Genomic DNA, 25,262 nt, shown 5'->3' with positions numbered 1-25,262 from the left:
CTGTTTTGCCCAGGTGGAATTTATGATTTTATTCCCAAAAAATTCCAGTAAAACTTTTGACTTATCTTCTTCTTTTTCTTTTTCTTTGACTTGTTTGAACAATAATTACTTCTCCCAATTCTGCCATCATTTCTTCTAGCAAGTCTGAGAGGATTTCTTCTTCATCTGTTTCCAGAGCTTGAGGACCTGCGATAAATTCCTTAATTGTGATTTTCTCGTCATGAAAATCTTTGACAAAATTCCGGATATCAGAAATTATACTAATTTGGGATTCTAGTTGTTCTAGCATCTGAGATACAGGGTCAAATCCAGCTTTCTTGACTTTCCGATAATCAGCAACTATCTCTCCCTCTGGAGTTCGCTTGACTTGACTTAATTCTCGTTTTAAAGTCTCATACTGATTCTGTAATAATTGATTATGTTGCTCTATTTTTTGGCATTGTTTGTTGACATCATCTTCATTATTACTATCAATAGTTTCTCCCACTTGATATTTTTGTTCAATTTCTATCAGTCTTGCTAAATCTCCATCTTGATAAGCACGGTTGATTTCTTTCATAATCTCAGTATGACGCTGCTGAGTTTCCCTATCTGTGGCTTTATCTGGATGGAAAATTTCTGCTAATCGGAGAAATGAGGTGCGAATTTTCCGAGAGTCTTCACTGCGGGATGCAGAGGGTGAGATGGTTTCAGATTCTGTATTTTGATGCTCTTGACGACGTTTTGCAGCCTCTCGAAAAAAATCCTCTTCGGAGAAATTACCAAACATATCATCTAATTCGGTATCATCCTGATCAATGTTGGTTGGCTTAAAACTGATGACTCCAGAAAGTTGTAATCTTCTGTAAATATCTTCAACTTTTTTTTGTGTTTGTTTACCAAATTTTCTAGTTTTAAAGATGTTTTGAAACAAATTATGAATTTCTTCATCCAGTTCTGCCATTTTTTGCATACTAGGCATACCTTGGCTAAACATTTCTGTGGCAACGGAGCGCATCTGTGTGACAAAATTATTCAGTTCAGTACGTTTTTTCTTGATTAAGTTCAGTAGGCGCTGATGTTCTTTTTCTAATGCCAGAAGACGAAGCTGATACTCACTCAGAGCTAAAGTCGTTGGGGAGACAGTACGCTCGGAAGCTGAAGATTTTCGAGGCATAAAAACACCGAGTAATATAATGTTTACAGCTATCTACTAGATAAACATACATTATCTAGCTAATGATTTTTTACCTGACGATTTTTTACACTACTTAATGACAAAATCATAGCAGATGCCAACATTCTTGGGCGATCGCCCAATCTTCTTGAGTATGAATTACTAGTATTCTCGCAGCAGAATCGACGGTGGCAATATCACCAGTGATATGAGGTATATTATTTTTTTCTTTATCAATTTTTAAGTCCAAGAATGTTAATGATTCACACACTCTCTCACGGATATTAGCAGCATTTTCTCCAACACCAGCTGTAAATATTAGTGCGTCTAATCTTCCTAAATTAGCTAACATTGCTCCAATTCCAGAGCATAACCGATGTATATAAATATCTATGGCTAGTTGAGCGCGGTGATTACCGTCGGCGATCGCGATATTTAATTGGCGCATATCTTCGGAAATGCCGGAAACCCCTTTTAAACCTGAACTTTTATTTAATAATTGGTCTAATTCCTCAATGCTATATCCTTTTTCCCGCAGCAAGTAAATTAAAATACCAGGGTCTACGGCTCCAGAACGGCTACCCATCATCAATCCATCTAAGGGTGTAAAACCCATGGTTGTATCTACACTATGACCATCACGGATAGCTGCAAGGGAACAACCGTTACCTAGATGACAAGTAATTAAACGTAAATCTGTTAATTCTCTTCCCAAAATAGCAGCAGCCTTTTGAGAACAGTACTGATGGCTGATACCATGGAAGCCGTAGCGACGGATACCTTGAGTGAGAAACTCGTAGGGCAGGGGATAAACTGCGGCAGCTAAGGGCATTTGTGTATGAAAGGCGGTATCAAATACTGCCACTTGGGGAATTTTATCACCCAAAATTTCCTCAATAGCTTCTATTCCCTCTAAATTCGCGGGGTTGTGAGCAGGAGCAAGAGTCGCAAGACGGGAAATAACTGCTTTGACTTCTGGAGTGATGCGGGTACTAGCAGAATATTCCTCGCCACCGTGAACTACGCGATGCCCGACAATATCTATATCTTGTGGTTGTTGAATAACTTTGGTCACACCTTGCCACAGAGTTTTGAGCATTTCTGTGGTGGCTTCTCGGTGAGAGACAGAGTTTAATTCCTGCTTGAGGAAATCACCATAGATAGTTTTAACATGAATTTCTGCCACACCCTGATGATGCGTCCAATCAATTTGTGCTTCCCACAGAGGTGTCGGGGGTTCTGGGGGTAAAACATTGTCTAAATTATAGAGACAACTTTTTTGACTACTAGAACCTGCGTTTAAAACCAGGATTTTCATAGGAAAGGAGAAAGGGGAACAGAGAAGTCAGGAGTAGGGAGTAAGGAGTAATAAGTCAGGAGTAAAAAGAGAATCCCCATAAATAAATTTAGGAGCATCAGACTAGGTTGTTGAATTTGTACCTTTTCAGAGGTTAAAAATTCATGTACAGTCTTTGTCTTAAAAAATAATCCACTCATTACTCATTACCCATTACTCATTACCCATTCTCATCAAGTAATAACTGTAGGTTGCTCACGCCCTGTAAAGTGACGGATTTGAGCAATTTCTTCACTAATTGTGATTAATTCTCCGAGGGCAACTTGAGGATCTAAATCATGCTTGCTGGCATCTGGTTCGTAACTTTCCAGGTAGATACGTAATGTTGCCCCTTGAGTACCTGTACCAGAAAGTCGGAAGACAATGCGGGAACCGTCGGTAAAACCGATGCGGATACCTTGTTTTTGACTAATGCTGCCATCTACGGGGTCAGCGTAGCTAAAGTCATCAGCATAGTCTACGGTATACTGACCAAATTTTCTTCCAGGAAGCTGGGATAAATCTCCCCGAAGCTTAGTAATTAGCTCATTAGCTTTGTCAGCGTCTACTTCCTCATAGTCATGACGAGAGTAATAGTTCCGACCATAGGTTTGCCAGTGTTCCTTGACGATCGCCTCTACGGATTGTCCCCGCACCGCGAGAATATTTAACCAGAATAAAACTGCCCAAAGTCCATCTTTTTCGCGCACATGGTTTGAGCCTGTACCAAAACTTTCCTCACCACAGAGGGTAGCTTTGTTGGCATCGAGGAGGTTGCCGAAAAATTTCCAACCTGTGGGGGTTTCATAGCATTCTATACCCAGTTTTTCCGCCACTCGGTCGGGAGCTTGGCTGGTGGGCATAGAGCGGGCAATTCCGGTTAATCCCTGGCTGTAGCCTGGAACTAGTTTGGCATTGGCTGCCATAATCGCGAGGCTATCACTGGGGGTGACAAAAAATTTACGACCAAGAATCATGTTGCGATCGCCATCCCCATCGGATGCAGCTCCAAAATCTGGTGCTGTCTCACCGTACATGACTTCTACTAGGTCGTGGGCATAAACTAAATTGGGATCGGGGTGTCCGCCGCCAAAATCCTCCAGGGGTACACCGTTTTGGACAGTTCCCACTGGTGCGCCCAAACGCTGCTCAAAAATTTCATGGGCATAACCACCTGTGACTGCATGTAATGAGTCCATACACATCCGGAATTTGCCAGAGGTGAGTAACTCTCGAATACTCCCAAAATCAAACAGAGATTCCATTAACTCAGCATAATCAGCTACTGAGTCAATCACTTGTACAGTCATTGTACCCAGTTGGCTACTACCTAATTTATCAAGATTGATGTCGTCGGCTTCGATAATTTTGTAAGCAGTGATTTCTTTCGTGCGGGTATAAATCGCATCTGTCACCTTCTCCGGAGCTGGACCCCCATTGCTGATGTTGTACTTGATACCAAAGTCTGCATTTGGTCCCCCAGGGTTATGGCTAGCGGAGAGAATAATTCCTCCAAAAGCTCCGTTTTTGCGAATCACGCAGGATGCTGCGGGGGTGGAGAGAATTCCCCCTTTCCCCACCAACACCTGACCAAATCTGTTTGCCGCAGCCATTTTCAGGATGATTTGAATCGCTTGGCGGTTATAGTAGCGACCATCACCACCTAGAACTAAAGTTGTTCCTTGATAACCTTCGAGACTATCAAAGATGGATTGGACAAAATTTTCCAGATAGTTGGGTTGTTGAAATGTCGGTACACGCTTACGAAGTCCGGATGTACCTGGTTTTTGGTCTGCAAATGGTTGTGTAGATATAGTTTTGATATTCATAGAATCACTTAGAGCAGATGACACAATCCTACCGCCTCTGACGTTTTTACTACACAGAGGGTTTGAGTTCAAGCGATCGCGCTAGCTAAATACAGGTTAATCAACACTACTCGATGACGATAAAGAAACATCCGGTCGCAGCCGTACTTTGGACAATCTAAGGTGAGAAAATCTGATAATTAACTAATATTGATAATAATTTATTTTGATGTCATCAATATTCTCGGATTTTTTTACCAAAACATAATTTTGTCTTAATCAATTAAAATTAGATATATTTTTAGGATTAATTAAATAGATTGTTGTGGCTGACTACAGGTTAAAATTTATCACAAAAATTCCACATTCTGTCATATCATGCCAGCTTTGACATTTGTAATTACAACCTAAAGTAAGAGACGACAAATATGACTAATTTAGAGGACATGATGTCAATTATCCTTATCAATTAGTGGATTATATTATGTATTGTGAAAATAATAATAATTGTTAATATAGAAAGTCATTGGTTGACTGATGTGATAAATATCGCAAAATCACCCCATGGTCAATCTATCTTCTAGAGTAAAGATTAAGTACATCTGGAATCAGATGACAAAACTATGTGACTTAACAACAATTATTTATAGAAGTCTATGTCGTAAGTTGTAATGGGAAAATATGTATTACTCCCTTTTGTCACAAAGCAGACAAACCGCCCCTAGAAGGAAGTAAAGGGATACCCGCATTACAGTAAACTATCAAAATTAATGGGACAGACTATTAGATTAACTCCCATAATTCAAACATCAATATTTGTGTCGAGAATTAAAGTATAAAACTACACATAAATACAGATAAAATTATGCCCAAGGTCAAAGAAAATATCTCAAAGACGAATTTCAGTGACTCCAAATACTATCTAAATCGAGAACTTTCCTGGCTAGAATTTAATCAAAGAGTTTTACATGAAGCCCTAGATAATCGAACCCCATTATTAGAACGTTTAAAATTTGCAGCAATTTTTAGCTCTAACCTTGATGAATATTTCATGGTGCGTGTTTCTGCTATCAAAGAGCAGATTGATGCTCAAGTAGAAACCCTAACAACTGATGGCATGACTCCTAAGTTACAGCTAGAGGCTATTAGTCAAGCATTGCGTCCATCTGTCACCCAACAGCACCAATTATTTGAAGAAGAATTACGCCCACAATTAAGTAAATATGGGGTGAATTTACTTGACTATATTGACTTGAGTAAAGAACAACGTACCTATCTACAAAAATATTTCCAAGAACGAGTTTTTCCGGTTCTCACACCCTTAGCAGTTGATACTGGACATCCCTTTCCCCGGATGTCGAATCTGAGTTTGAATCTAGCAGTTGTAGTCAAAGATCCAATCACAGGAATAGAAAGATTTGCGCGGGTGAAAGTCCCAAATATTCTACCGAGGTTTATTCCTTTACCTCCAAATTTACACAAAGATAATAGTAAATCTCTTGTTTGGGCTGGTGTTCCCCTTGAGCAAATTATTGCTCATAATTTAGAGTTATTATTTCCCCAGATGATAATACAAGAGTATTACCTCTTCCGTATTACTAGAGACTCTGACTTTGAAATTCGAGAAGATGAGGCGGATGATTTACTATTAGCAATTGAGCAGGAATTACGTAAGCGACGCTTTGGAGGATTTGTGGTGCGTTTAGAAATTCAAACATCTATGCCCCAGTCTATCAGAGAGATGTTGATGCAGGAATTGGCAGTGACAGAAAATGATGTTTATGAAATTCCGGGATTAATTAATCTCAAAGATTTAATGTCTTTCATGGCTTTACCCTTACCAGAGTTGAAAGATGCTCCTGCCAATTCTATGATTCCTTCGCGGTTGCAAGAAATTTATGAATTAGAAGAGCAGGAAGAAGGTAAGGATTTTTTTGCAATTATTAGCCAACAAGATTTACTGGTGCATCATCCCTATGAATCTTTTACCGCTTCTGTACAGCAATTTATTACCCAAGCAGCTGCCGATCCCCAGGTTTTAGCAATTAAAATGACGCTTTATCGGACTTCTGGTGATTCTCCCATTGTCAGAGCTTTGATGGCAGCTGCGGAAAATGGCAAGCAAGTTGTGGCATTAGTAGAACTAAAAGCGAGGTTTGATGAAGAAAATAATATTAACTGGGCAAGAAAATTAGAGAATGTTGGGGTTCATGTGGTTTATGGTTTGGTAGGATTAAAAACCCACACAAAGATAGTGCTGGTAGTGCGTCAAGAAGGTGAAAATATTCGTCGCTACGTGCATGTTGGTACAGGTAACTATAACCATAAAACGGCTAAACTTTATACAGATTTGGGTTTATTTAGTTGTCGAGAAGATTTGGGTGCTGATTTAACGGATTTGTTTAACTACTTAACAGGTTATTCTCGTCAGAGCGTTTATCGTAAGTTATTGGTTTCACCCGTAAATCAGCGTCAACGAATGATAGAGATGATTCTTCGAGAAATTGAGCATACTAAAAATGGGAATCCCGGCAAAATTATTGCCAAAATGAACTCTCTGGTTGATCCCCAAATTATTGCCACTTTGTATGCAGCATCTCAAGCGGGGGTACAAATAGATTTAATTATCAGGGGAATTTGCTGTTTACGTCCAGGAATTAAAGGTGTCAGTGAAAATATTCGAGTAATTAGTATTGTGGGACGTTTTTTAGAACATTCGCGGATTTTTTACTTTCACAATCACGGCAATGAGGAGATATATATAGGTAGTGCTGATTGGATGCCACGCAATTTAGATAGACGTGTAGAAGCGGTGACTCCGATTGAGGATTACGAAATTGTGCAAAACTTGAAGCATATTCTAGATGTTTTACTCACAGATAATCGTCACGCTTGGGAATTGCATAGTAATGGCAAGTATACACAACGTCGTCCCGGTGCAGATGAACCTGTACGTAGCTCTCAAGATATTTTTATGCAAAATATCAATGGGTAAATTAGGGTAAATTATTAACTTGTGATGCTTGATTGCTCGTCAATGAAGTTCCTGATTCGGGTACCATTTCTTTAGGAATTTGCGCTATATTATCAAGTCGTATTTACCCCTATCTGCTTTTGCCATCTTTTCCCTGACTAAGGAGAAAGAAAAAGTTTTTGTGACATCTTCATACAGAATTGGCATGGCTACTCTATGTAGTCTAAATCACAATTGGGTAGAAACGTTCCGCGATAGATTTAACAGACGCGATCGCCACTTTTCTGCTTAAATATGCTTATATACGTATCTAGAAATTTAATGTCGGACGGGATGTAAACTTGTCACCTGTAGGGGAATCTGTGTAATAAGGGCAAGAATATTACCACCTGGAGCAAATTTTTCACATTTTTCTGATTTTTTACATTCATAATGTTAGAGGGGTCTGTCATATCTATTTACATTTCCCCACAATCCTTAACTCAAATTCAATAGCAGTAAACTGCTTAAGAAACTATTAACAAAAAGTGAAGTTCCTATTTTCGTGGTGTACGGTAGCCTTTATGCCTTGCAGACACTTGTACCTCAAATCACCCCTCAACCCTTCCGTGGATGGATGCCTTCTATGAATTACTGGTTCATGATTTCGCAAATTTAAGTACACTCTGTGGTATTTAAACGACTTGTTAGCTACGGCAATATTTGACTATTTTCATCGGCGCTATCGAAATTATCGATGTTTTCTTAATGCTTCCTGGCAGTCAAATTTGTGACGTTTCTTTTTTTATTCCTTCAGTAAAAAAACTTTAAGTCATAATTTCTTGACTTTTTCAACATATCTTTACATAATTTGAGAATAGATAGCGTCAAAATGGAATTAGTTCCGTATACCAAATTACAAAACGTCAGCGGCAGAATTATATCTAGATTATGTCTATTCCTGTTTGTTTGTAGCAAACTTTGGGAATAATACTTACGTGTAACATTGCGAGTAACAACCATGAGTGTGAATACGGTGTCTTCTATCAACTATTACTCTCTGGACGTGATCCAAGACGAAGCACGCCGACTGGTGCAAAAGGGGGTAGTCAGCAGACAACAGCCAATTTATACCCTCTGTCAGTACATACCAGCACGAGAGTGGGTTTGCGTGGAATGTGAGTTAGAGAAGTGTGATTTCTTGTTGCGCGATCGCATTGCCGACCTCATTGGTCGGGAAGAATGGGACAATGATTAATGATTCAGAGTGGGTATTCTGATTGGGATATGAGAACGCGGTGGATAAGGGTGTGAAAACACAATATCCATTGTTGGATACAAGTCTCTGCTTGTAAATTCTTCCCAATCTGAATCTCTATTTCAATTTCAAAATAGTATCTAGTAATATATACTTACTGACACAAAAGATTGGTGATTGTTTGTGCCGCTCACGTTCACTATTCTTTTTTGGTTTAGCGAGTAAAACTAGGGAAAAACATCAGTTTGATTGCAGGTTCCTAACTTTGCCATCTGTTGCTATCCTCGATTAACTGGATATTTGTTTCTAGCATCCTGCAAAAGTTAATTTTGATTCTTATCTATATCTTGGAAAATATGAAAAGCTATCCGGGGTGTCTATTTTGACTAGGCACTCCGGTTTTTGTAAGGATTCTCCTAAAACTGTTCTAAATACTGATTAATATCTTCAACGATTCTGGTAAGTTCAGCCTCGGTAGTGAGACGGATATTCACATCCCGGATGGTGACTAGAACTTTGGCAGCAAAAGGTGTTGCCCAAATATTTGGGTTGCAGAAAAATTCTAGGAATATCTCTCCGGTATGGCAATATTCCAGAGGGGGTTGGGGGGTAATTTTTCCTGAGCCTGGAGTTGTTTTGGCAGCGATCGCCTTCAAGCTTACCATTAATTGGTCTAATGCGGCTTTGAGTTCCTTAGCAGCTTCTGGTGAAAAGCTAAAGGAGACAGAACCTTCTACTAAGTTTAATGTCAGATGATTTCCCGGCATATTTATTTTTTGATGTTATTGACAATTTCCAGAAGGGCACCAACGATAAAGGAAATACTTATTAAATAAGTTTTCTTCAACGCTCACCACATATTCACCATTGGCACGCAAATAAGCGCTATTGCCGTTGATAATATCCACCCATCCCACTTCACCCTTTTGGTTTAAGGCTGCGCCGGGTTTAAATGAACCAATTTTTTTGGCAGTATCTAGATCATATATATCTGTGACACCTTTTTCACCATGGGGGCGATCGCGACTGAAAAAACTGGCAAAAGCATATTTTCCTGCCCAAGCAATGGATTTGTAGGTTTGGGAATTATCGGAATCAAATTTAGTTTTGCTACCATCGGCAGTACCTGCACTACTCCCTTCTCCATACCCTTGGTGGGGGAAAATCGCTGGATAGGCGGGGTGTAGCTTCCGTTTACCCTTCAACCATCCATCCCAACGATACATTGTAGAGCCCACTTGCCCCCAACCAAATTGTACAGGGCGAGCATCGGTAAATCCGGTTAAATACAAGGAATCAGTTTTTGTATCGTAATAAATGCGTTCAATCATTCCTAAATCGGCAAAGGGAGCAGAAAATTTGCGTACCTTTTCAAACTGCATATTCCCTTGCTTATCATTTCCCCGGAATTTATAGAACAATACCCCATCCTTGGGATTGCCTTTACCAACCCACAAATTACAATTATCATCAACATGGACAGCCCAAGCGTCGGTATCCACATCCTTGGGGATAGTTGTGGGTGAAAAAATACCACTAGCATCAGCTTTAAAAATACCAATACCCCCGCCATTTTGCCAGGTTCCATACAAGTACTTCACCTTGCCACATTTTCTCACGGACATGATGCCATTGGGCTTAGGATCATAGTGGGCACCTTTGTTAGCAGGAGCATCCTGGGGTTGCTGAAACACAGGTTTGTCTTTATCAAAGTGAAATACCGTTGCCCGGATATCTTGGGGATATTTAAAAATATTAATTGTAAATTGGTGAGGAAAATTACCTGCTTCCGTTCCTGGTTTGGTGCGACTATAATCCATTTTGTAAGCAGCACTGGAACTATAGAAAACCTTGCCATCTGTAGAATAATCAGCTGCGGCGTTAGATAACCACCCTGCGGAATAAACTTGCCATAACATTTTTCCCTGGGGAGACAGACAGCGAATCCAACCCCCACCTCCAACGATTTGCCCACCAACACAAATATTACCCTTGGCATCCATCCCCACCCCATTCAAACCGTAGAAACGCAAGGGTTCTACCACACCTGGAGGTTTGCCACGGGAAAATACACCACCTTCCTCTCCAAAGGTTTTGACGAGTTTGGGGCGACAGTTATTCACATCATAAATACGTATATACTGCCGTCGTCCATTGTCAGCTACCATTAATTTGCCGTCATTGGTGGGGGCGATCGCGTTGGGTGTACCAGCATCGGTAATTTTACATTTGCCATCTTCGCGCTCAATCACATTGCCACCGAGAAACTTGGCATTTTTAATTTTCCAAGCTTTACCCCCGACAACTGCTCGATGGGGATCTAACTTAATCTTGTCGCTATATTGACCAACTCGTTTACCATTTTTATAGATAGATCTTTCCCTACCACCATGGGCTTCATCCCAACCCACGTAGGCATAAACTGAACCATCGGCTTGTACTTGAATGGTATCAATCCAGCTTTGTACGGCAGTTTCTCGATTCGTACCACTATTGCCAAACCAACTAGATTTGTAATTTAAGTTAACTTTTCCCCGATTTTTGCTACTCACTTCCGTGGCAATTACCTCTGAGGGAGTTTCTGATGCCAAAGCATTCTGGGAAACTAAGGGATTCTCATTGATAATTTTTCTATCTTTGCCACCACAGCTCTGCAATCCCAAAACGCCTGCACCACTTAATATCAATGTTCCTAGTAAAAGACTATAAAAATGATACCGTTGCATATTCTTCTAAATTTAGTTGGGGTTGATATGGGATTAAATATATGTAATTTCAGACGTGGATAGGATTTCTTTGTTTCATCCTAATCTCTGCCACCCAAGAATAGATAATAATTATTTTCAAGAGTTTTATAAGTTTTCCAGAATCGCTAGATTTATATTTACAATTTTTCATGTAATTTAACTATTGAGAGTAAAAGTCATTTGTCAGAACAATTTTAATTTATTGCCTAGGTAAATTAGATTCATCAATCATAGATGTGCTTATAAACACTCATTTTGAGAATGACAGTATTATTTGATAATTGCGAATGGTTTGGCAGCAATTCTGGAAATTTTTAATTTATCATATAGACATAAATCTCCTATTTTCTCGAATTACTTGCGAATCTTTCTGCAAAATCGCAACAATTATCTGCTGAAATTACTATAGCCATGATTAATCAAAAAATATTGCAACAAGTTTGAGAAAAATAGATACATTGTCGAGAATAAAACTCTTTATAAACCCAGACTTGTAACCATTCGCAATCCGTATTTTACGTTACAATAATAACGAATGATATTGTTATTTAAAATACTTTTGTGATTACCGATAATCGTTCTACCGTTCGCAGAGTTTTAGTGATTACTCTGTTGTTAAATATCTTCGTGTTGATATTAAAAGCTATTGTGGGACATCTGACAGGTTCCTTGAGTTTACTGGCAGATGCTTTGCATAGTGTGACAGATAGCGCCAATAATATTTTAGGTTTAATTGCTAGTCGTTTTTCTTCCCCCCATCCCGATCGAGAGCATCCCTATGGACACCTAAAATTTGAAGCTGTGGGAGCTTTAGGAATTGCCGCATTTTTGGGAATTGCTTGCTTTGAAATTCTCCAAGGGGCTGTGGAAAGAATAATTAAGGGTAGTAATTTGGTGACAATTTCTGCCTCAGAACTGTGGTTATTACTGATAGTTTTAGGTGTAAATATTTTCGTCGCCTTTTACGAACGTAGGGAAGGAAGGCGGGTAGGTAGTCCAATTTTAATTGCCGACGCTCAACATACCATGGGTGATATTTGGGTGACAATTTCTGTGATGGGTGGTTTGATTGGTGTGTTTATGGGGTATCAGTGGTTTGATTTAGTATTGTCTTTTCCTGTGGCATTAATGGTATTTTGGAGCGGTTGGTCAGTCTTAAAAGAGAATTTACCCTGGCTCGTGGATGAAATGGCGATCGCCCCCGAAACTATCCATGACATCGCCCTATCTGTACCTGGTGTAATTAATTGTCATGCGATCGCCTCCCGTGGAGTAGTGGGAAGACAAGTATTTATAGAAATGCACTTGATAGTTGATGCAGATGATGTGGAAACTGCCCACCGTATCACTGAAGAAGTCGAATTACTCTTAGAATCAAGGTTTCGCCCTGCACGCATTGTGATTCACGTTGAGCCACCTAGGTATAAAGAGGAACAAATCAGCTTTGCTGACTAAATAATTTGGTAATGTTCCACCGTTGGAAAAGGATCGTAAAAATGATGAAGTAGCGATCGCCATTCTTGATATTCTGGGGATCGCCTAAATCCCACGGTATGATCTTCTAAGGTTTGCCAACGCACCAGCAAAATATAACGATTTGGGTTTTCGATGCAGCGTTGTAGTTCGTGAGAAAGATATCCAGACATCCCCGCAATTATCATTGATGCTGTTTTGAAAGCTGTTTCAAACTCTTGAGCTAACCCAGGTTTAATATCTAAAATTGCCACTTCTAATATCACGGCTAAAATTTCCCGTTAATCTATCAGCGATACCTACGGTGGTAGACTACCCATTCTCCCACTAGAGCTAGTGTCAGCCAAATCTAAAATCTCAAACTGCAAATTTTCCATGATTCGGCTCAGGACTCTAAAATAGAGATAGACAAAATGTTGAGAATTGTATAGTTATTCCCGCTCATCTGCTATGGCTCCTGCCGTTTTAATAGAAAAACTAAAAAAAAGCTACGGTACTGTGGAAGCAGTTAAAGATGTTTCCTTTACCATTGAATCAGGGGAAATCTTTGGTTTACTTGGTCCCAACGGTGCTGGTAAAACAACTACTCTACGGGCTTTGTGTACTTTAACAACACCCGACGCTGGTAAAATAGAAGTATCGGGGATTTCCGTAGTTAATAACCCCAAGGCTGCTAGACAAAGACTAGGCTATGTTGCCCAAGAAGTAGCCATTGATAAAATTCTCACCGGACGGGAATTGCTGCAACTGCAAGCAGCGCTGTATCATATACCAGGCAAAGCAACGAAGCAAAGAGTCGAAACTGTTCTCGATTTACTGAACCTACAGGAATATGCCGATAAGAAGACTGGGACATATTCGGGTGGCTTACGTAAAAGATTAGACTTGGCTGCGGGTTTACTTCACGCACCGGATGTTTTGGTATTGGATGAACCCACCGTCGGTTTAGACATTGAAAGTCGGTTTATTGTCTGGGAATTTCTGCGAAAACTGCGAGAAGCAGGCACAACAGTATTAATTACCAGCCATTATCTCGAAGAAATTGATGCCCTCGCTGACAGGGTAGCGATTATTGATAGAGGTGTCGTCATTGCTGCGGGTACACCCTCCGAGTTGAAAGATAGAATCGGTGGCGATCGCGTAACTTTACGCATCCGAGAATTTTCTCCCCCAGAAGAAGCAGCCAAAGCCCAAGATTTGCTGAAATCCCTGCCTTTTGTTCAGGAAGTGATTATCAACAGCGCCCAAGGAAACTCCTTGAATTTGGTAGTCACACCCCAAAATGATGCTTTAATCACTATCCAACAATCATTAAATGCCGTTGGCTTACCTATGTTCGGCATTGCCCAATCTCGTCCTAGTTTAGATGATGTTTACCTAGCAGCAACAGGACGTACATTAATGGATGCTGAATTAGCAGCTGTGAATAGTCGTGATCCCAAAGCTGAGAAAAAGCAAAATATGAGATAAGGAATTGTTCCCAGGGGAAAGCTTTAATTCTTTGACTCGCTCCTGATTATCTATCACCAATTACCTAAATTAACTATGAGTGGTACTGTTTTACCTCCAAAATCGGATATTAACTGGCAGCAAGCAGCAGCGCCACAACTTTATCAAGATGCTGCACCCAACTTTTTCGGTGAATTAGCACAGGAAACATTAGCTTTAACCCGTCGCTTGTTCATTCAATTACAACGTCGCCCCTCAACCCTCCTAGCAGGTATCATTCAACCTGTGATGTGGTTGGTGTTGTTTGGCGCGCTATTTCAAAATGCGCCGAAGGGAATTTTTGGAAGTACGACAAATTACGGGCAATTCCTTTCAGCCGGAGTGATTGTTTTTACAGCTTTTGGCGGAGCGCTGAATGCTGGTTTACCAGTCATGTTCGACCGAGAATTTGGTTTTCTGAATCGTTTACTGGTAGCACCTTTAGCATCGCGCTTCTCCATTGTCTTTGCTTCCGCAATTTTCATTATCAGTCAGAGTTTGTTACAGGCTGCGGTGATTGTGGCGGCAGCGGCATTTTTGGGGGCTGGTTTACCAGATATCGCTGGCTTAGGGGCGATCGCCTTGATAGTATTTTTACTTGCCCTGGGTGTAACTGCCCTTTCCCTGGGCTTGGCTTTTTCCCTACCTGGGCATATTGAACTAATTGCAGTAATTTTTGTAACTAACCTGCCCCTGTTGTTTGCTAGCACTGCCCTAGCACCCCTATCTTTTATGCCCCAGTGGCTACAAATTATTGCTACCCTCAATCCCCTGAGCTACGCTATTGAACCCATTCGTTATTTATATACTCACGGTGAATGGAGTTTAGCTAGTGTGGTAATGCACGCCTTTTGGGGGGATGTCACCTTTGCAGGTGCGTTATTAGTACTATTCGGTTTTGCCTCTGTGGCTTTAATTATCATTCAACCACGGCTCCGCAAAACTCTTGCTTAAAATAGGAACGGGGAAATAGGAACATCACAAAACTGTCACCATCATTAAAATTAGGTAATGGGTGACAAAACCCTCCCCTATCACCTGCAACCTGTTTACAGATTCCCAATTACTCAACTTTTCTGGGTAAATCCACAATGAAAATCCATTACTCATCACTCAAAAAGATTGCATTCACCGCAATCGTCACCCTCACCTCTGGTACTTTATTCCTGCCCCAAGCTAGCCAAGCACAGATTTTTGGTACAGATACCCAAGCCGGTTACGATCAACAACCGAGTAACTCCTGTACCAGTGCAGGTTCAGAAGGCTTTAATATGTTTAATCTGATTCACTGTGCGAATTTGCGTGGCAATGGCTGGGATAAGAGCGAACAAGGGGAAGATTTCAACAGCGCGATCGCCGACTTCCAAAAGATTCAACAACAACGCATTCAAGGAACAACCACCACACCCAATAACTCAAATTTGGGCATTATTACCCTACCCTCACCAGCTCCCCAAAGCAAATAAACCACTAAAAAAGAATCAGGAGTATGAAAAACAAGTCTCCACACTCCTGATTTCTCAGTCATTAACTATAATCCCAAGGCGGCGAGAACATCACTCGCATGGGTAGTAGTATTGACACTAGCGTCAACATGAATGATTTTACCGCTACCGTCGATGACGTAGGTGACACGCTTGGCATAACCACCACCATCAACATCGTAGGCTTTAATTAACTGTTGTTGAGTATCAGCTAATAGGGGAAAATTCAAACCATATTTTTCCGTGAATGCTTGGTGAGACACTTCGTCATCAGCACTCACACCCAATACCACTACATCTTTGTTTTGGTAATCTACTTGAGAATCCCGGAAGCTACAAGCTTGTTTTGTACAACCTGGGGTGTCATCTTTGGGGTAAAAATATAAAACTACCGTTTTACCTGAAAAATCAGAGAGAGAAACGGTATTACCGTTAGTATCTTTGACGGTAAATGCAGGTGCATCTGTGCCAACTGCTAGAGGCATAATTTACCTTTCCTGTTTTAGACGAATGATGCACCTGAAATTTTACAATAATTTACAATAATTAAATCAAAAGTTACAGTTTTTCTTTTTCTTATCCCTACCATTTTCTATATACTATGTCTGCCCTGATCTCTTCATCTCCTAGCCAGGAACCCTTTAAATATTCCCAACGAACCAAAGAGCGTGCCGAGCGATCGCTGCTTTGCTCTCCCTTCCAACTGGGTTTATTTACTGCCATGTGTGTAGATCGAGTTGCCATGAAGGAAATTACCGGAGATACGGGTGTAAAAAATGGCTATACAAAAACAGCTATATCGGAGTTAAGTGCAGATAATGCTTTGATTTGGCTGACTCAAGTTGGTGTACTGAGACGGGAAGTCGATGGGCAAGGTATAACAGATAGCTTTCGCCTCACACCTCTAGGAAAACAGTTGGCGGAAGAGCTGCAACAAAAAGGTTGGAGAATTCCCTCCTGGGGCGATCGCCTTGGAGAATTTATCACCCGTTGGTTGAGAATTCCTTTTTAAGGGCGCATCTTTTCCCCATCCACGAGGTTTTATGAATATTGATATTTTCACAAATATTCTCAGCGATACTATCCGAGCAGCAACACCGTTAATTTTTGCCGCGACGGGCGAATTAGTTGCCGAAAAATCGGGGGTATTAAATCTCGGTGTAGAGGGAATGATGCTGATGGGAGCAGCCTCTGGGTTTATGGTGACTGTCAATACAGGTAGTGTCTATTACGGTTTGATAGCTGCGGTGATTGTGGGAGGAGCGATCGCCCTGATTCACGCTGTCTTAACTATTACATTTAACGCGAATCAGATAGCCGCAGGTTTAGCATTGGGTATCTTTGCTAGTGGCTTGAGTGCGTTTTTGGGTGCAGATTATGTCGGTAAACCTGTGACACCCTTGCAAGCATTAAATATACCTTTTTTGCATGAAATTCCTGTGGTGGGGAAAGCTATCTTTCAACAAGATATTCTTGTTTACTTAGCGGTATTTTTAGTTTTCTATCTCCACTGGTTTCTGGGAAACACACGTACAGGTTTAGTATTGCGTAGTGTCGGTGAATCACCCCAGGTTAGCCATGCTTTGGGTTTACCAGTGGGCAAGGTACGGTATTTAGCGGTGATTTGGGGTGGAGCAATGGCTGGTTTAGCAGGTGCTGACTTCTCCCTCGCATACACACCCCTATGGGCAGAAGGAATGACTGCTGGTAGTGGATGGATAGCCATCGCTCTGGTGGTTTTTTCCGGTTGGCGATCGCCGAAAATTCTCCTAGGAGCTTACTTATTTGGTGCTGTCAGTAAAATTCAACTCCTACTACAAGGATTAGGTGTGAATATTTCCCCCTACCTGTTATCTGCCCTACCCTACCTAACTACGATTGTGGCACTGGTGTTAATTTCCCGTCATAGCGATCGCCAGCACACCATCGCACCCCTATCCTTGGGAAAACCTTACCTAGCCAATCATTAACTATCGATAGTTAAACTCCGATCAGGTTGAATTTTGACGACTAAATCAACTAATTCGGTTCTCGCAATGAGAGATTTAATGAATAATTCCGGGTGCAACGCTCGCCAAAAATAGTTGACAAAATCATCTATTTGTGAATCTGTCATTCCAGATTTTCCCGTAGCAATCATCTCCTGTTCTGCCTGTTTACGCCACTCCAGGGAAAGACGGTAATCTGTAGGATATAAGACTATCAGACTATCTAGCTGTTGCCACAGGGGGAGATAATCATAGAGTTTACGGTTCATGTCGCGGGCAAATTGGCGATCGCCTTCGGTGATAATTGGTGACGGGGGATGAGCGAATGCAGTCTCATCAATAGGACGCACACCCACAAACCAACCTTCAAATAACAGGATATCTACCTTTTCTCTTACCTGGGGAACTGTGCGATCGCCAGCACCTTGATGGGCAGACTTATCAAATCTCGGTATTTCTACGGAGCTTGCACCCTGACGAATTTGGGCGATCGCTGATAAACCTAAGTCAATATCATGGGTTCCGGGGGGACCTCGCCAAATTAAACGCGGGTCTTGATATTGTAAAGCCAAACGGTCTTGATAGGTTTTATACAGGTCATCTAGGGATAGGGTTTCTGTATGATAGTCAAGGGATTCTAAAATCAGTTTGAGGATGTGGCAAAGAGTAGTTTTTCCGGTTCCCTGTCCTCCGAGAATACCCTGAATCCAAGGATGCTGACACTTTTGTCGTTTTTCGGCAATCTGCATCGCAATGGGCAACCATATCGCCTCTAATCGTTGAGATACTTGCTCTGGAGGAATTTTCAGCTTTGTCTGACAGAACTCGTTCACCACAGAGTAGACAGAATTGAAAATTGGCGATCGCATTTGGGATCAGCTGTATTACTGAAGATAAAATTTGTCCGATGGCTTCAGAATAACATTTTGCTTGAAAATTATGTGATGTAGGTAGCAGCAACTTTCGCAAATCAAAAAGGATGACGATAATTCTTTAATTCCCTAGCGAATTGGGACAAAACCAGCACTTTGAATTAATTCCTGACCTTTACTAGTCAATAATATATTCGCGTAAGTTTCTCCTGCTTGTTGCTCTATTTGATTATTTTGTTTCACAATCACAAATAAATTCCGGGTTATGGGATAGTTCCCATTGCGAAAAGCAGTAATATTCAACTGATTTCTTCTACCAGTCAGACACTGTGATATCGAAACTAATGGTTCTTGGTAGGGTGGAATGAAGTTATTTTTGTCTCGACCAATGGGTACAGACTTAATTGTACATTGTTCCACAATTTCCGGCGCAGATGCATAGAAAATACCGCCAGGAATTTGCTTTAATAATTGAATTGCTTGGGTGGTATTACCAACATTTTTAACATTGCGGGCAAAAGGTTGTTTATCAAGAACATTTTCTTGAAAGAAATCCGATGTTCCTCCATTTTGTCGAGATAGGGGAATAATAGTTAAATTCGGACCCCCAACTCTGCGCCAATTGGTAATTTTTCCTGTATATATATCTTTCAGTTGGGAGACAGTTAAACCAGAAATATTCAAATTATGATTCACCGCGATCGCAATCCCATCAATTGCTACAGCAACTTCCTTTAAAGTAAATCCTTTCTGTTGAGCTTGTTGATGTTCTTCTGGTTTGACAGAGCGAGAAGATTCCGAAAATGCCAATTGATTATCAATTAACATGGCAATTCCCTTCTGAGAATTCGGTTTACCATCCACTGGTTGGGTATAACGTAACCGAAAATTTGGTAATAGTTTGGGTATGACTAAATTCAATTGTTGGCGAATGGGAACCCATGTGGAACTACCACCATGATTAAATTGTCCAGCAGGGACAGAAGGTATTTGGGAAAACTCTTTTTCTGCTGCAACCAAAAAGTTAGGATTAGCAGAGATTGTATTGGTAGTCTTGACATTAGGATTACCATTTAAGGCTGTTTGGTTTAGCCAATGCATCACACCTAAAGTTCCGGCGATCGCCACTAAAACCGTACTGCCAATTATTCCTCCCCAAATTAACCAACGATATTTATCTTTCCCTGGTGTAATTACTGTCACCTTCGGCAATTCCCCTGATATTGATGCTGGTGGTAATGAGGGAATTTGCTGTCCATAATAACCAGCAGATTGGGGTATAGTTGATTCCCAAGCTGATGGAGAAACTCCTGTTACTGGAGATAAATTTTGTGAAGGTGGGGCAGTTAATGATGGTTCAATAGGTTGGGAAAATGTTGGTGATATTGATTGGGAATAATTGGGTAATGTTGGTAAATTTTGCCCAGAGTAATTAGTGTAATGGCTATTATTTTCTCTCTCGTGTCGATGAATAATTGGCTCTAAATCTTCTAAAACTTCGCTGACTGATTGATAGCGTTCTTTAAAGTGATAACGTACCATTTTAGCGATGATTTCTATCAATTCTCTCCCGATTTGTGCCCAGGGTTGCCAAATAATTTCTCCCGTTTGAGGGTCTTCTTGTAATTGACTGGGATTCATTCCAGTCACTGCTCGAATTGCAATTACTCCCAAGGCATAAATATCACTATTGGGACGAGGATTACCCCGACTTTGCTCTGTTGGCATATATCCTGGAGTTCCAACAACAATAGTTTGATTAATATTTACCTCGCCAATTGTTAACATTTTCGTTTGAATTTGTTTAACCGTACCAAAATCAACTAAAACAAGTTTATTATCTCGATGGCGACGGATAATATTATCTGGCTTGATATCTCGATGAATGACTCCATAGCTATGGACAAATTCTAAGATTTTGAGAATTTCTTGTAACATTTGTATCGTTTTAATTTCAGACCAGCGTTGACCAGTTTGAAATTCTTTACTTAAAGGATGTCCTTCAATTCTGTCTTGAACTAAATAAAATTCTTGATTCTCTTCAAAATATGCTAATAGCCGAGGAATTTGCTCATGTTCCCCTAATTTTTCTAAGGTTTGCGCTTCTGTTTGAAATAAACGTGTGGCATTCTTGAGAAATTCTGGGTCATTAGTCGCAGGAGTTAAATGTTTGACTACACACTCTGGATGTCCTGGTCTGCGGGTATCTTCAGCAATATATGTTTGACCAAATCCACCAGTTGCTAAACTACGAATAATCCGGTAACGATTGTCTAAAATTTCGCCTGGTTTGGGTGCAATCATCAGAGTACCTGTAATAAAAAAACGTGTGGAGAGATGCTGGATAAAATTCAGAAAACAATCTGCCAAATTTCAATAATTATTTTCAGGAAAAATATTCAAAATAGAATCGTGTATCACAAATCAATATTTCTCTTTATTCACGATGATTTACAAATATATTGAGAAAAATTAGAGAAAATAGCTCGTCATCTCTTGATATCGATGTAAATATTTTCTATCTCTAACTCGTCGCAGGAGATAAAATTCATGGCACATTATATTTAATTTGTGTAATCGATTAAATATCTCAAATACATATAGAAATACCACCAATTTTTCATGCCTCTTAGCTTCATTCTAATAAATTAATTAACAAGATACGCCCTATAGAAATAAGCAAAAATGCGTTAGATTAACTAATAAATTCTGCTTTTAGGCTTTAGATTTTAGATGTATTTATGTGTGTGTAATGGCATAATTTATTATTAAGTAATTTAATCCAATTCAAGATAAAATCTTCACCCTCTTATGAAATTGAGAGTGTCTTATCTCATGTTGAATTATGACTACTTACTTATGCATACCCCACAAGATAGAACAAACTTAAAATCTGTACTATCTATATGCAAATTCTGTCTAATTTGATGAAAATTTTCCACAACAGAACTGTGAGTATTTTGTCCTAATCAAGAACTCACTGAATTGACTATGGAGGGATTCCGCTGAGAGTTATAAACTTTAAATTTACCTGTAAATCATTCTGTAAGTCGTCACATTAATTACAGAATAGACAACCATGAGATTATGGATATTTACAGAATTTATTTTAGCCAAAAATCTCTACCATCGCCTAGGAATTCATCACTAAATTTAGATGTCATCACTAGATATATCTCGATATTAAGATGAGCTTTTCTGCCTATCTAGATAACTTTGTTAAAAACTATACTTACTTTTTAGAAGTGATTTTAGTACATCCCACAGATTCTCTGATTGAAGGACATTTTTGATGGGAATTACTTTAATATATAAATATATACTTAGTAAATCTTAATAATGACCGTAAAAACTCCCCAATTAGAACCTGCTCCCCAATTTGAGAAACTGTTTTGGCATTGGCAAGGACACAAAATTCAATACACTGTCTTGGGTACAGGTCATCCTTTAGTACTAGTACATGGTTTTGGTGCATCGATTGGACATTGGCGAAAAAATATCCCTGTCCTTGCAGATGCTGGTTATCAAGTATTTGCCATCGATTTACTTGGTTTTGGTGCTTCTGATAAAGCGGCGATCGCCTACAGTGTAGATGTCTGGGTAGAATTACTCAAGGACTTTTGCCAAGCACATATTTCAGAACCCGCAATCTTTATTGGTAACTCCATTGGTGCTTTGATTAGCTTGAATGTTTTAGCAAAGCATCCAGAAATAGCCGCAGGAGGGGTTTTAATTAACTCTGCTGGTGGATTAAGTCACCGTCCCCATGAACTGAATCTACCCCTGAGACTAGTAATGTCAACCTTTAATAAATTGGTGAATCATCCAATTACTGGGACTTTTGTTTTTAATCGGATTCGCCAAAAATCTCAAATTCGCCGTACCCTATATCAGGTATACCGCGATCGCGCAGCAGTCACCGATGAGTTAGTTGATATGCTGTACACTCCATCCTGTGATCCCGCAGCTCGTCAAGTCTTCGCTTCCATCATCTCTGCACCTCCTGGTGAAAGTCCCGATGAACTATTACCCCAAGTTCAGCAACCCCTTCTAGTAATTTGGGGTGCGGATGACCCCTGGACACCCATCAAAGGAGCAAAAATATATGAGCAAGCACGAAATGAGGGTAAGAATATTCAGGTAGTACCCATCCCCAATGCTGGTCACTGTCCCCACGATGAAGTACCCCATTTGGTAAATCCAGAAATTATTCAGTGGTTAGGTGATAGATACTAAATTATTACGCATTTAATTTGTGTGCCAAACGCGGGCAAAATATCCTCTAATAACCTGAAGGGGTGCCCGCACTACGGCAATTAGAAATTTGAGATTATACAATTTAGCTACACATCAGCTGATAACAAAGGCTGTATCCAACAAGATTATTTTTGATTGATAAATAAGTAAATCACCAGGAAAGAAAACTTACCAATGTCGTTGAAACAAATTGGGTTCAACTAAATACTGTGTGCGAACTATCATCCGTAATCGCATTTAGACAAAGGCAATGTTTTTTCGCTCTGGTGACTTTTTTTGACGGCAGATTTTACCGACAATGAATAAGTAAAGGGTTTATTTATACTAGCGGATATATTTTGCAATAATCGTATAATTGCACACAGTTTTCCCAAATTAGTCTGGCAAATTACAAATTCACCATGGTTACTTACTGACTTTTGCTCTGTACAATAACTTTTCTCCCTGACGATAGCCTATGTAGCGAACTTTGACCAATTCTCCAGGTTGGGCAGTTCCTGCCATGAGTTGGTGCTGTTGTGGATCATAGGATAATTCTGCACCCACAGTGGCGATCGCCTCAATACCCCATTGCCGTAAAAGTTGTTCTAGGGGCTTCTGAATCAAAGGTAAAATATTCACTGCTGGTAGCTGAGGATTTTCCCTAGCTTTATAGGCAGCAGTGGGGAATTGTAGCAATAAAGATTCGAGTTGTTGTATGGTTGATTGTTGAAATTCCTGTTGTAACAATTCACGTTGCTGTAGTAGTTGCAGTTGTATATGCTGATACTCTACTTTCAAATCAGCTATCTGTTGCAATAAATCATGGTTTTCTGGGGCGCTCTTTTGTGTTTCGACTTCCTGGGAAAATTCTGCCACTAATTGCGGCAAAGATATCTGTAATCCTGTGGCTAACTTAGTTAATACTTGGACTCGCATTTTGGCAATTTCCCCCCTTCGTAAGCGCAAAATTTGTTTTTTTGAGACTCCAGTGATTTGACTCAGAGCTTGAAAACTGGAAATCCCTACTTTTTGCATTAATGCTTGTAATTTAGGGGTGAAGGGAGAATGAGACATTATTTAGATTGATAGATTGCCTAAACAAATTTTATGAATGATTCCAAACTCGCAAATAATAGGTTTGGCTACGATTATTGTACAGCAACGCCTTATTTACATTACTAGAACTACGATATTGAAAATATTGCAGATGATTTAAATCCTTGAGACTTTGTAAATCACTAGCAGAGATGCCACCCGTTTGTTTCGATAATTCTTGGATGAACCAATCACGCTGCCAAGTTTTTTCTGCCAAGCTTCCTAATCGATATTGATTTTGATCACGCAGCTTAATGGTCTGTTTGCCTGTAAATTTAATCCAAATATCCGTCTCTTGCCAAACAAAACCACCACTTTGTAAATTCTCAATATCATTTACAGGATTACTAAAACTATTTTCATAGAGTTTTTTGGGGTCAAATCCCTCATCTAATGTCATAACTTTCCCGCAAGCGACAAGACAAAGAATCATAGTAGTAATACCAAACACTTTCAGACTCATGTGCCAAAGTCAATCGGGAAAATCCCAAATGTGTAAATTTGTTTTTTGAAGTGAAGACTCATAAATTAACCGAAAGCATGGCAATCACATTCCTGACTGGTTGCTCACCATGATTATCACGAAATTGGAATCGTCAGATATCTCTGAGAATCCGATGGAGATTTGGTTAGAGTGTTAGGAAGTTCTTATATACTGGCTGTCCAAAGAATAGAAACTTCATAGTGACTGAACATTGAGTCGGCGCTTACAAGTGTCATCCCCTCAATTTGAGCCTGTGCAATCAACATTCTGTCAAAGGGATCTCGATGATGTAAAGGTAGTGCAGCAGCTTGGAGAGCATGAGTTGCTGTGATTTCTAGGGATCTCACACCCAACTGTCCCATTCGGCTAGAAATGTAGCGACCTGGTGGTTCTGGCAATGGCAACTTTCCGATCGCAACTTTAATACCAATTTCCCATACGCTGGCGACCGAGAACCATAATTCGTTTGTTTCATCGGCAATGTTTGTAATTGCCTCCTCACTCAACCGCTCTGGTTGAGCAAACCACCATAACCAGCTTTGGGTATCCAACAAAAGCTTCACGCTTCATCACCCTCAAATGCAGCCAAGATATCTTCCGGTAAAGGAGCATCAAAGTCATTGGGCACAATAAACCGTCCTCGATCCAGCCCTAAACTAGCTCGTCGATTGGATGATGTATGAAATGGAACCAACTTTGCAATTGGGATGCCTCGATTGGAAATAACAATCTCTTCTCCAAGTTCTACACGGGACAAAAGGCGCGAGAGATTTGTTTTGGCTTGATGGATATTTACAGTTTCCATATTTCCATAAGACTAAGTCTATAAACTTAGTTTACTTCAATCGGGCTTTGTAATACAAGTGTCAAGCCAAAATCGC

At 40.1% G+C, this 25,262-nt stretch carries 22 protein-coding genes; 9 read left to right on the top strand and 13 right to left on the bottom strand.

The genetic code is table 11. The annotated features are described in order from the left end of the window. Window positions 1-61: 61 nt before the first annotated feature. The 3 genes from IJ00_RS23550 to IJ00_RS23535 all read right to left on the bottom strand — a co-directional run bounded on the left by IJ00_RS23550 (window position 62) and on the right by IJ00_RS23535 (window position 4,321). Window positions 62-1,156 (bottom strand): J domain-containing protein, encoded by a 1,095-nt coding sequence (locus IJ00_RS23550; protein ID WP_046814905.1) that lies wholly within the window; start codon window positions 1,154-1,156, stop codon window positions 62-64. A gap of 106 nt (window positions 1,157-1,262) precedes the next feature. Then, on the bottom strand, window positions 1,263-2,474 hold the full coding sequence (locus IJ00_RS23545; RefSeq protein ID WP_035157356.1) for an acetate kinase: 1,212 nt from the start codon (window positions 2,472-2,474) through the stop codon (window positions 1,263-1,265). Between the two features lie 212 nt (window positions 2,475-2,686). Further along, complete coding sequence (locus IJ00_RS23535) at window positions 2,687-4,321, bottom strand: alpha-D-glucose phosphate-specific phosphoglucomutase (protein WP_035157352.1); 1,635 nt, start codon at window positions 4,319-4,321, stop codon at window positions 2,687-2,689. 844 nt (window positions 4,322-5,165) lie between these two features. Here IJ00_RS23535 and ppk1 point away from each other — a divergent pair. Both ppk1 and IJ00_RS23525 read left to right on the top strand, forming a co-directional pair. After that, on the top strand, window positions 5,166-7,295 hold the full coding sequence (gene ppk1 / locus IJ00_RS23530; RefSeq protein ID WP_035157351.1) for a polyphosphate kinase 1: 2,130 nt from the start codon (window positions 5,166-5,168) through the stop codon (window positions 7,293-7,295). 979 nt (window positions 7,296-8,274) lie between these two features. Then, entirely contained in the window at window positions 8,275-8,511 is a 237-nt protein-coding gene (locus IJ00_RS23525; RefSeq protein WP_035157350.1) for a DUF4327 family protein, read from the top strand. 416 nt (window positions 8,512-8,927) lie between these two features. Here the strand turns inward: IJ00_RS23525 and IJ00_RS23520 are convergent, their stop codons facing one another. Both IJ00_RS23520 and IJ00_RS23515 read right to left on the bottom strand, forming a co-directional pair. After that, window positions 8,928-9,278, bottom strand: coding sequence for a hypothetical protein (locus IJ00_RS23520; protein WP_035157349.1), 351 nt, complete (start codon window positions 9,276-9,278; stop codon window positions 8,928-8,930). Window positions 9,279-9,293: 15 nt separating this feature from the next. After that, window positions 9,294-11,237: a hypothetical protein gene (locus tag IJ00_RS23515; protein ID WP_035157347.1), complete on the bottom strand. Its 1,944-nt coding sequence runs from the start codon at window positions 11,235-11,237 to the stop codon at window positions 9,294-9,296. A gap of 582 nt (window positions 11,238-11,819) precedes the next feature. On the opposite strand from IJ00_RS23515, the gene IJ00_RS23510 reads away from it, so the two are divergent. After that, window positions 11,820-12,713 (top strand): cation diffusion facilitator family transporter, encoded by an 894-nt coding sequence (locus tag IJ00_RS23510; protein ID WP_035157345.1) that lies wholly within the window; start codon window positions 11,820-11,822, stop codon window positions 12,711-12,713. Here the strand turns inward: IJ00_RS23510 and IJ00_RS23505 are convergent. Beyond that, window positions 12,710-12,997 carry an antibiotic biosynthesis monooxygenase gene (locus IJ00_RS23505; RefSeq protein ID WP_035157342.1) on the bottom strand — a complete coding sequence of 96 codons (288 nt, stop codon included), beginning with the start codon at window positions 12,995-12,997 and terminating at the stop codon, window positions 12,710-12,712. The genes IJ00_RS23510 and IJ00_RS23505 overlap by 4 nt on opposite strands. Before the next feature lie 184 nt (window positions 12,998-13,181). Between IJ00_RS23505 and IJ00_RS23500 the strand changes: the two genes are divergently transcribed. From IJ00_RS23500 to IJ00_RS23490, 3 genes are all read left to right on the top strand, one after another. Next, window positions 13,182-14,201 (top strand): daunorubicin resistance protein DrrA family ABC transporter ATP-binding protein, encoded by a 1,020-nt coding sequence (locus tag IJ00_RS23500; protein WP_035157340.1) that lies wholly within the window; start codon window positions 13,182-13,184, stop codon window positions 14,199-14,201. A 75-nt stretch (window positions 14,202-14,276) separates the two neighbouring features. Beyond that, window positions 14,277-15,173 (top strand): ABC transporter permease, encoded by an 897-nt coding sequence (locus IJ00_RS23495; protein WP_035157337.1) that lies wholly within the window; start codon window positions 14,277-14,279, stop codon window positions 15,171-15,173. Between the two features lie 137 nt (window positions 15,174-15,310). Next, window positions 15,311-15,685: a hypothetical protein gene (locus tag IJ00_RS23490; RefSeq protein ID WP_035157334.1), complete on the top strand. Its 375-nt coding sequence runs from the start codon at window positions 15,311-15,313 to the stop codon at window positions 15,683-15,685. A gap of 65 nt (window positions 15,686-15,750) precedes the next feature. Here the strand turns inward: IJ00_RS23490 and IJ00_RS23485 are convergent, their stop codons facing one another. Continuing rightward, on the bottom strand, window positions 15,751-16,188 hold the full coding sequence (locus IJ00_RS23485; RefSeq protein WP_035157331.1) for a peroxiredoxin: 438 nt from the start codon (window positions 16,186-16,188) through the stop codon (window positions 15,751-15,753). Window positions 16,189-16,304: 116 nt separating this feature from the next. Between IJ00_RS23485 and IJ00_RS23480 the strand changes: the two genes are divergently transcribed. Together IJ00_RS23480 and IJ00_RS23475 are read left to right on the top strand one after the other, a co-directional pair. Then, the gene (locus tag IJ00_RS23480) at window positions 16,305-16,715 is read left to right on the top strand and encodes an Npun_F0494 family protein (protein WP_035157328.1); all 411 of its coding nucleotides are present in this window, start codon (window positions 16,305-16,307) and stop codon (window positions 16,713-16,715) included. A gap of 31 nt (window positions 16,716-16,746) precedes the next feature. Next, window positions 16,747-17,673, top strand: a complete 927-nt coding sequence (locus IJ00_RS23475) for an ABC transporter permease (RefSeq protein ID WP_035157326.1) — start codon at window positions 16,747-16,749, stop codon at window positions 17,671-17,673. Here IJ00_RS23475 and IJ00_RS23470 read toward each other — a convergent pair. Together IJ00_RS23470 and IJ00_RS29755 are read right to left on the bottom strand one after the other, a co-directional pair. Further along, window positions 17,670-18,560, bottom strand: a complete 891-nt coding sequence (locus IJ00_RS23470; protein ID WP_035157322.1) for a glycerate kinase — start codon at window positions 18,558-18,560, stop codon at window positions 17,670-17,672. The two genes, IJ00_RS23475 and IJ00_RS23470, sit on opposite strands and share 4 nt — an antisense overlap. A gap of 132 nt (window positions 18,561-18,692) precedes the next feature. Continuing rightward, the gene (locus IJ00_RS29755; protein ID WP_238178383.1) at window positions 18,693-20,867 is read right to left on the bottom strand and encodes a serine/threonine-protein kinase; all 2,175 of its coding nucleotides are present in this window, start codon (window positions 20,865-20,867) and stop codon (window positions 18,693-18,695) included. A 1,035-nt stretch (window positions 20,868-21,902) separates the two neighbouring features. On the opposite strand from IJ00_RS29755, the gene IJ00_RS23455 reads away from it, so the two are divergent. Then, complete coding sequence (locus IJ00_RS23455) at window positions 21,903-22,799, top strand: alpha/beta fold hydrolase (protein WP_035157319.1); 897 nt, start codon at window positions 21,903-21,905, stop codon at window positions 22,797-22,799. A gap of 426 nt (window positions 22,800-23,225) precedes the next feature. Here IJ00_RS23455 and IJ00_RS23450 read toward each other — a convergent pair whose 3' ends face one another. The 4 genes from IJ00_RS23450 to IJ00_RS23435 all read right to left on the bottom strand — a co-directional run bounded on the left by IJ00_RS23450 (window position 23,226) and on the right by IJ00_RS23435 (window position 25,186). Next, entirely contained in the window at window positions 23,226-23,876 is a 651-nt protein-coding gene (locus IJ00_RS23450) for a helix-turn-helix domain-containing protein (RefSeq protein WP_035157317.1), read from the bottom strand. Window positions 23,877-23,907: 31 nt separating this feature from the next. Further along, entirely contained in the window at window positions 23,908-24,360 is a 453-nt protein-coding gene (locus tag IJ00_RS23445) for a hypothetical protein (RefSeq protein ID WP_168163522.1), read from the bottom strand. Between the two features lie 185 nt (window positions 24,361-24,545). Continuing rightward, the gene (locus IJ00_RS23440) at window positions 24,546-24,944 is read right to left on the bottom strand and encodes a type II toxin-antitoxin system VapC family toxin (protein ID WP_035157313.1); all 399 of its coding nucleotides are present in this window, start codon (window positions 24,942-24,944) and stop codon (window positions 24,546-24,548) included. After that, window positions 24,941-25,186 (bottom strand): type II toxin-antitoxin system Phd/YefM family antitoxin, encoded by a 246-nt coding sequence (locus IJ00_RS23435; RefSeq protein WP_035157311.1) that lies wholly within the window; start codon window positions 25,184-25,186, stop codon window positions 24,941-24,943. The genes IJ00_RS23440 and IJ00_RS23435 overlap by 4 nt, the downstream gene beginning before the upstream one ends. Window positions 25,187-25,262 lie beyond the last annotated feature (76 nt).

Source organism: Calothrix sp. 336/3 (assembly GCF_000734895.2).
Taxonomy (GTDB): Bacteria; Cyanobacteriota; Cyanobacteriia; order Cyanobacteriales; family Nostocaceae; genus 336-3.
The sequence above is the reverse complement of the archived record's forward strand: the minus strand, read 5'-3'. Positions and strand labels throughout refer to the sequence as shown.

Coding starts and splice junctions, on each gene's coding strand:
- IJ00_RS23550 (WP_046814905.1), bottom strand. CDS start 1,156: ATGCCTCGAAAATCTTCAGCTTCCGAGCGTACTGTCTCCCCAACGACT.
- IJ00_RS23545 (WP_035157356.1), bottom strand. CDS start 2,474: ATGAAAATCCTGGTTTTAAACGCAGGTTCTAGTAGTCAAAAAAGTTGT.
- IJ00_RS23535 (WP_035157352.1), bottom strand. CDS start 4,321: ATGAATATCAAAACTATATCTACACAACCATTTGCAGACCAAAAACCA.
- ppk1 (WP_035157351.1), top strand. CDS start 5,166: ATGCCCAAGGTCAAAGAAAATATCTCAAAGACGAATTTCAGTGACTCC.
- IJ00_RS23525 (WP_035157350.1), top strand. CDS start 8,275: ATGAGTGTGAATACGGTGTCTTCTATCAACTATTACTCTCTGGACGTG.
- IJ00_RS23520 (WP_035157349.1), bottom strand. CDS start 9,278: ATGCCGGGAAATCATCTGACATTAAACTTAGTAGAAGGTTCTGTCTCC.
- IJ00_RS23515 (WP_035157347.1), bottom strand. CDS start 11,237: ATGCAACGGTATCATTTTTATAGTCTTTTACTAGGAACATTGATATTA.
- IJ00_RS23500 (WP_035157340.1), top strand. CDS start 13,182: ATGGCTCCTGCCGTTTTAATAGAAAAACTAAAAAAAAGCTACGGTACT.
- IJ00_RS23495 (WP_035157337.1), top strand. CDS start 14,277: ATGAGTGGTACTGTTTTACCTCCAAAATCGGATATTAACTGGCAGCAA.
- IJ00_RS23490 (WP_035157334.1), top strand. CDS start 15,311: ATGAAAATCCATTACTCATCACTCAAAAAGATTGCATTCACCGCAATC.
- IJ00_RS23485 (WP_035157331.1), bottom strand. CDS start 16,188: ATGCCTCTAGCAGTTGGCACAGATGCACCTGCATTTACCGTCAAAGAT.
- IJ00_RS23480 (WP_035157328.1), top strand. CDS start 16,305: ATGTCTGCCCTGATCTCTTCATCTCCTAGCCAGGAACCCTTTAAATAT.
- IJ00_RS23475 (WP_035157326.1), top strand. CDS start 16,747: ATGAATATTGATATTTTCACAAATATTCTCAGCGATACTATCCGAGCA.
- IJ00_RS23470 (WP_035157322.1), bottom strand. CDS start 18,560: ATGCGATCGCCAATTTTCAATTCTGTCTACTCTGTGGTGAACGAGTTC.
- IJ00_RS29755 (WP_238178383.1), bottom strand. CDS start 20,867: ATGATTGCACCCAAACCAGGCGAAATTTTAGACAATCGTTACCGGATT.
- IJ00_RS23455 (WP_035157319.1), top strand. CDS start 21,903: ATGACCGTAAAAACTCCCCAATTAGAACCTGCTCCCCAATTTGAGAAA.
- IJ00_RS23450 (WP_035157317.1), bottom strand. CDS start 23,876: ATGTCTCATTCTCCCTTCACCCCTAAATTACAAGCATTAATGCAAAAA.
- IJ00_RS23445 (WP_168163522.1), bottom strand. CDS start 24,360: ATGAGTCTGAAAGTGTTTGGTATTACTACTATGATTCTTTGTCTTGTC.
- IJ00_RS23435 (WP_035157311.1), bottom strand. CDS start 25,186: ATGGAAACTGTAAATATCCATCAAGCCAAAACAAATCTCTCGCGCCTT.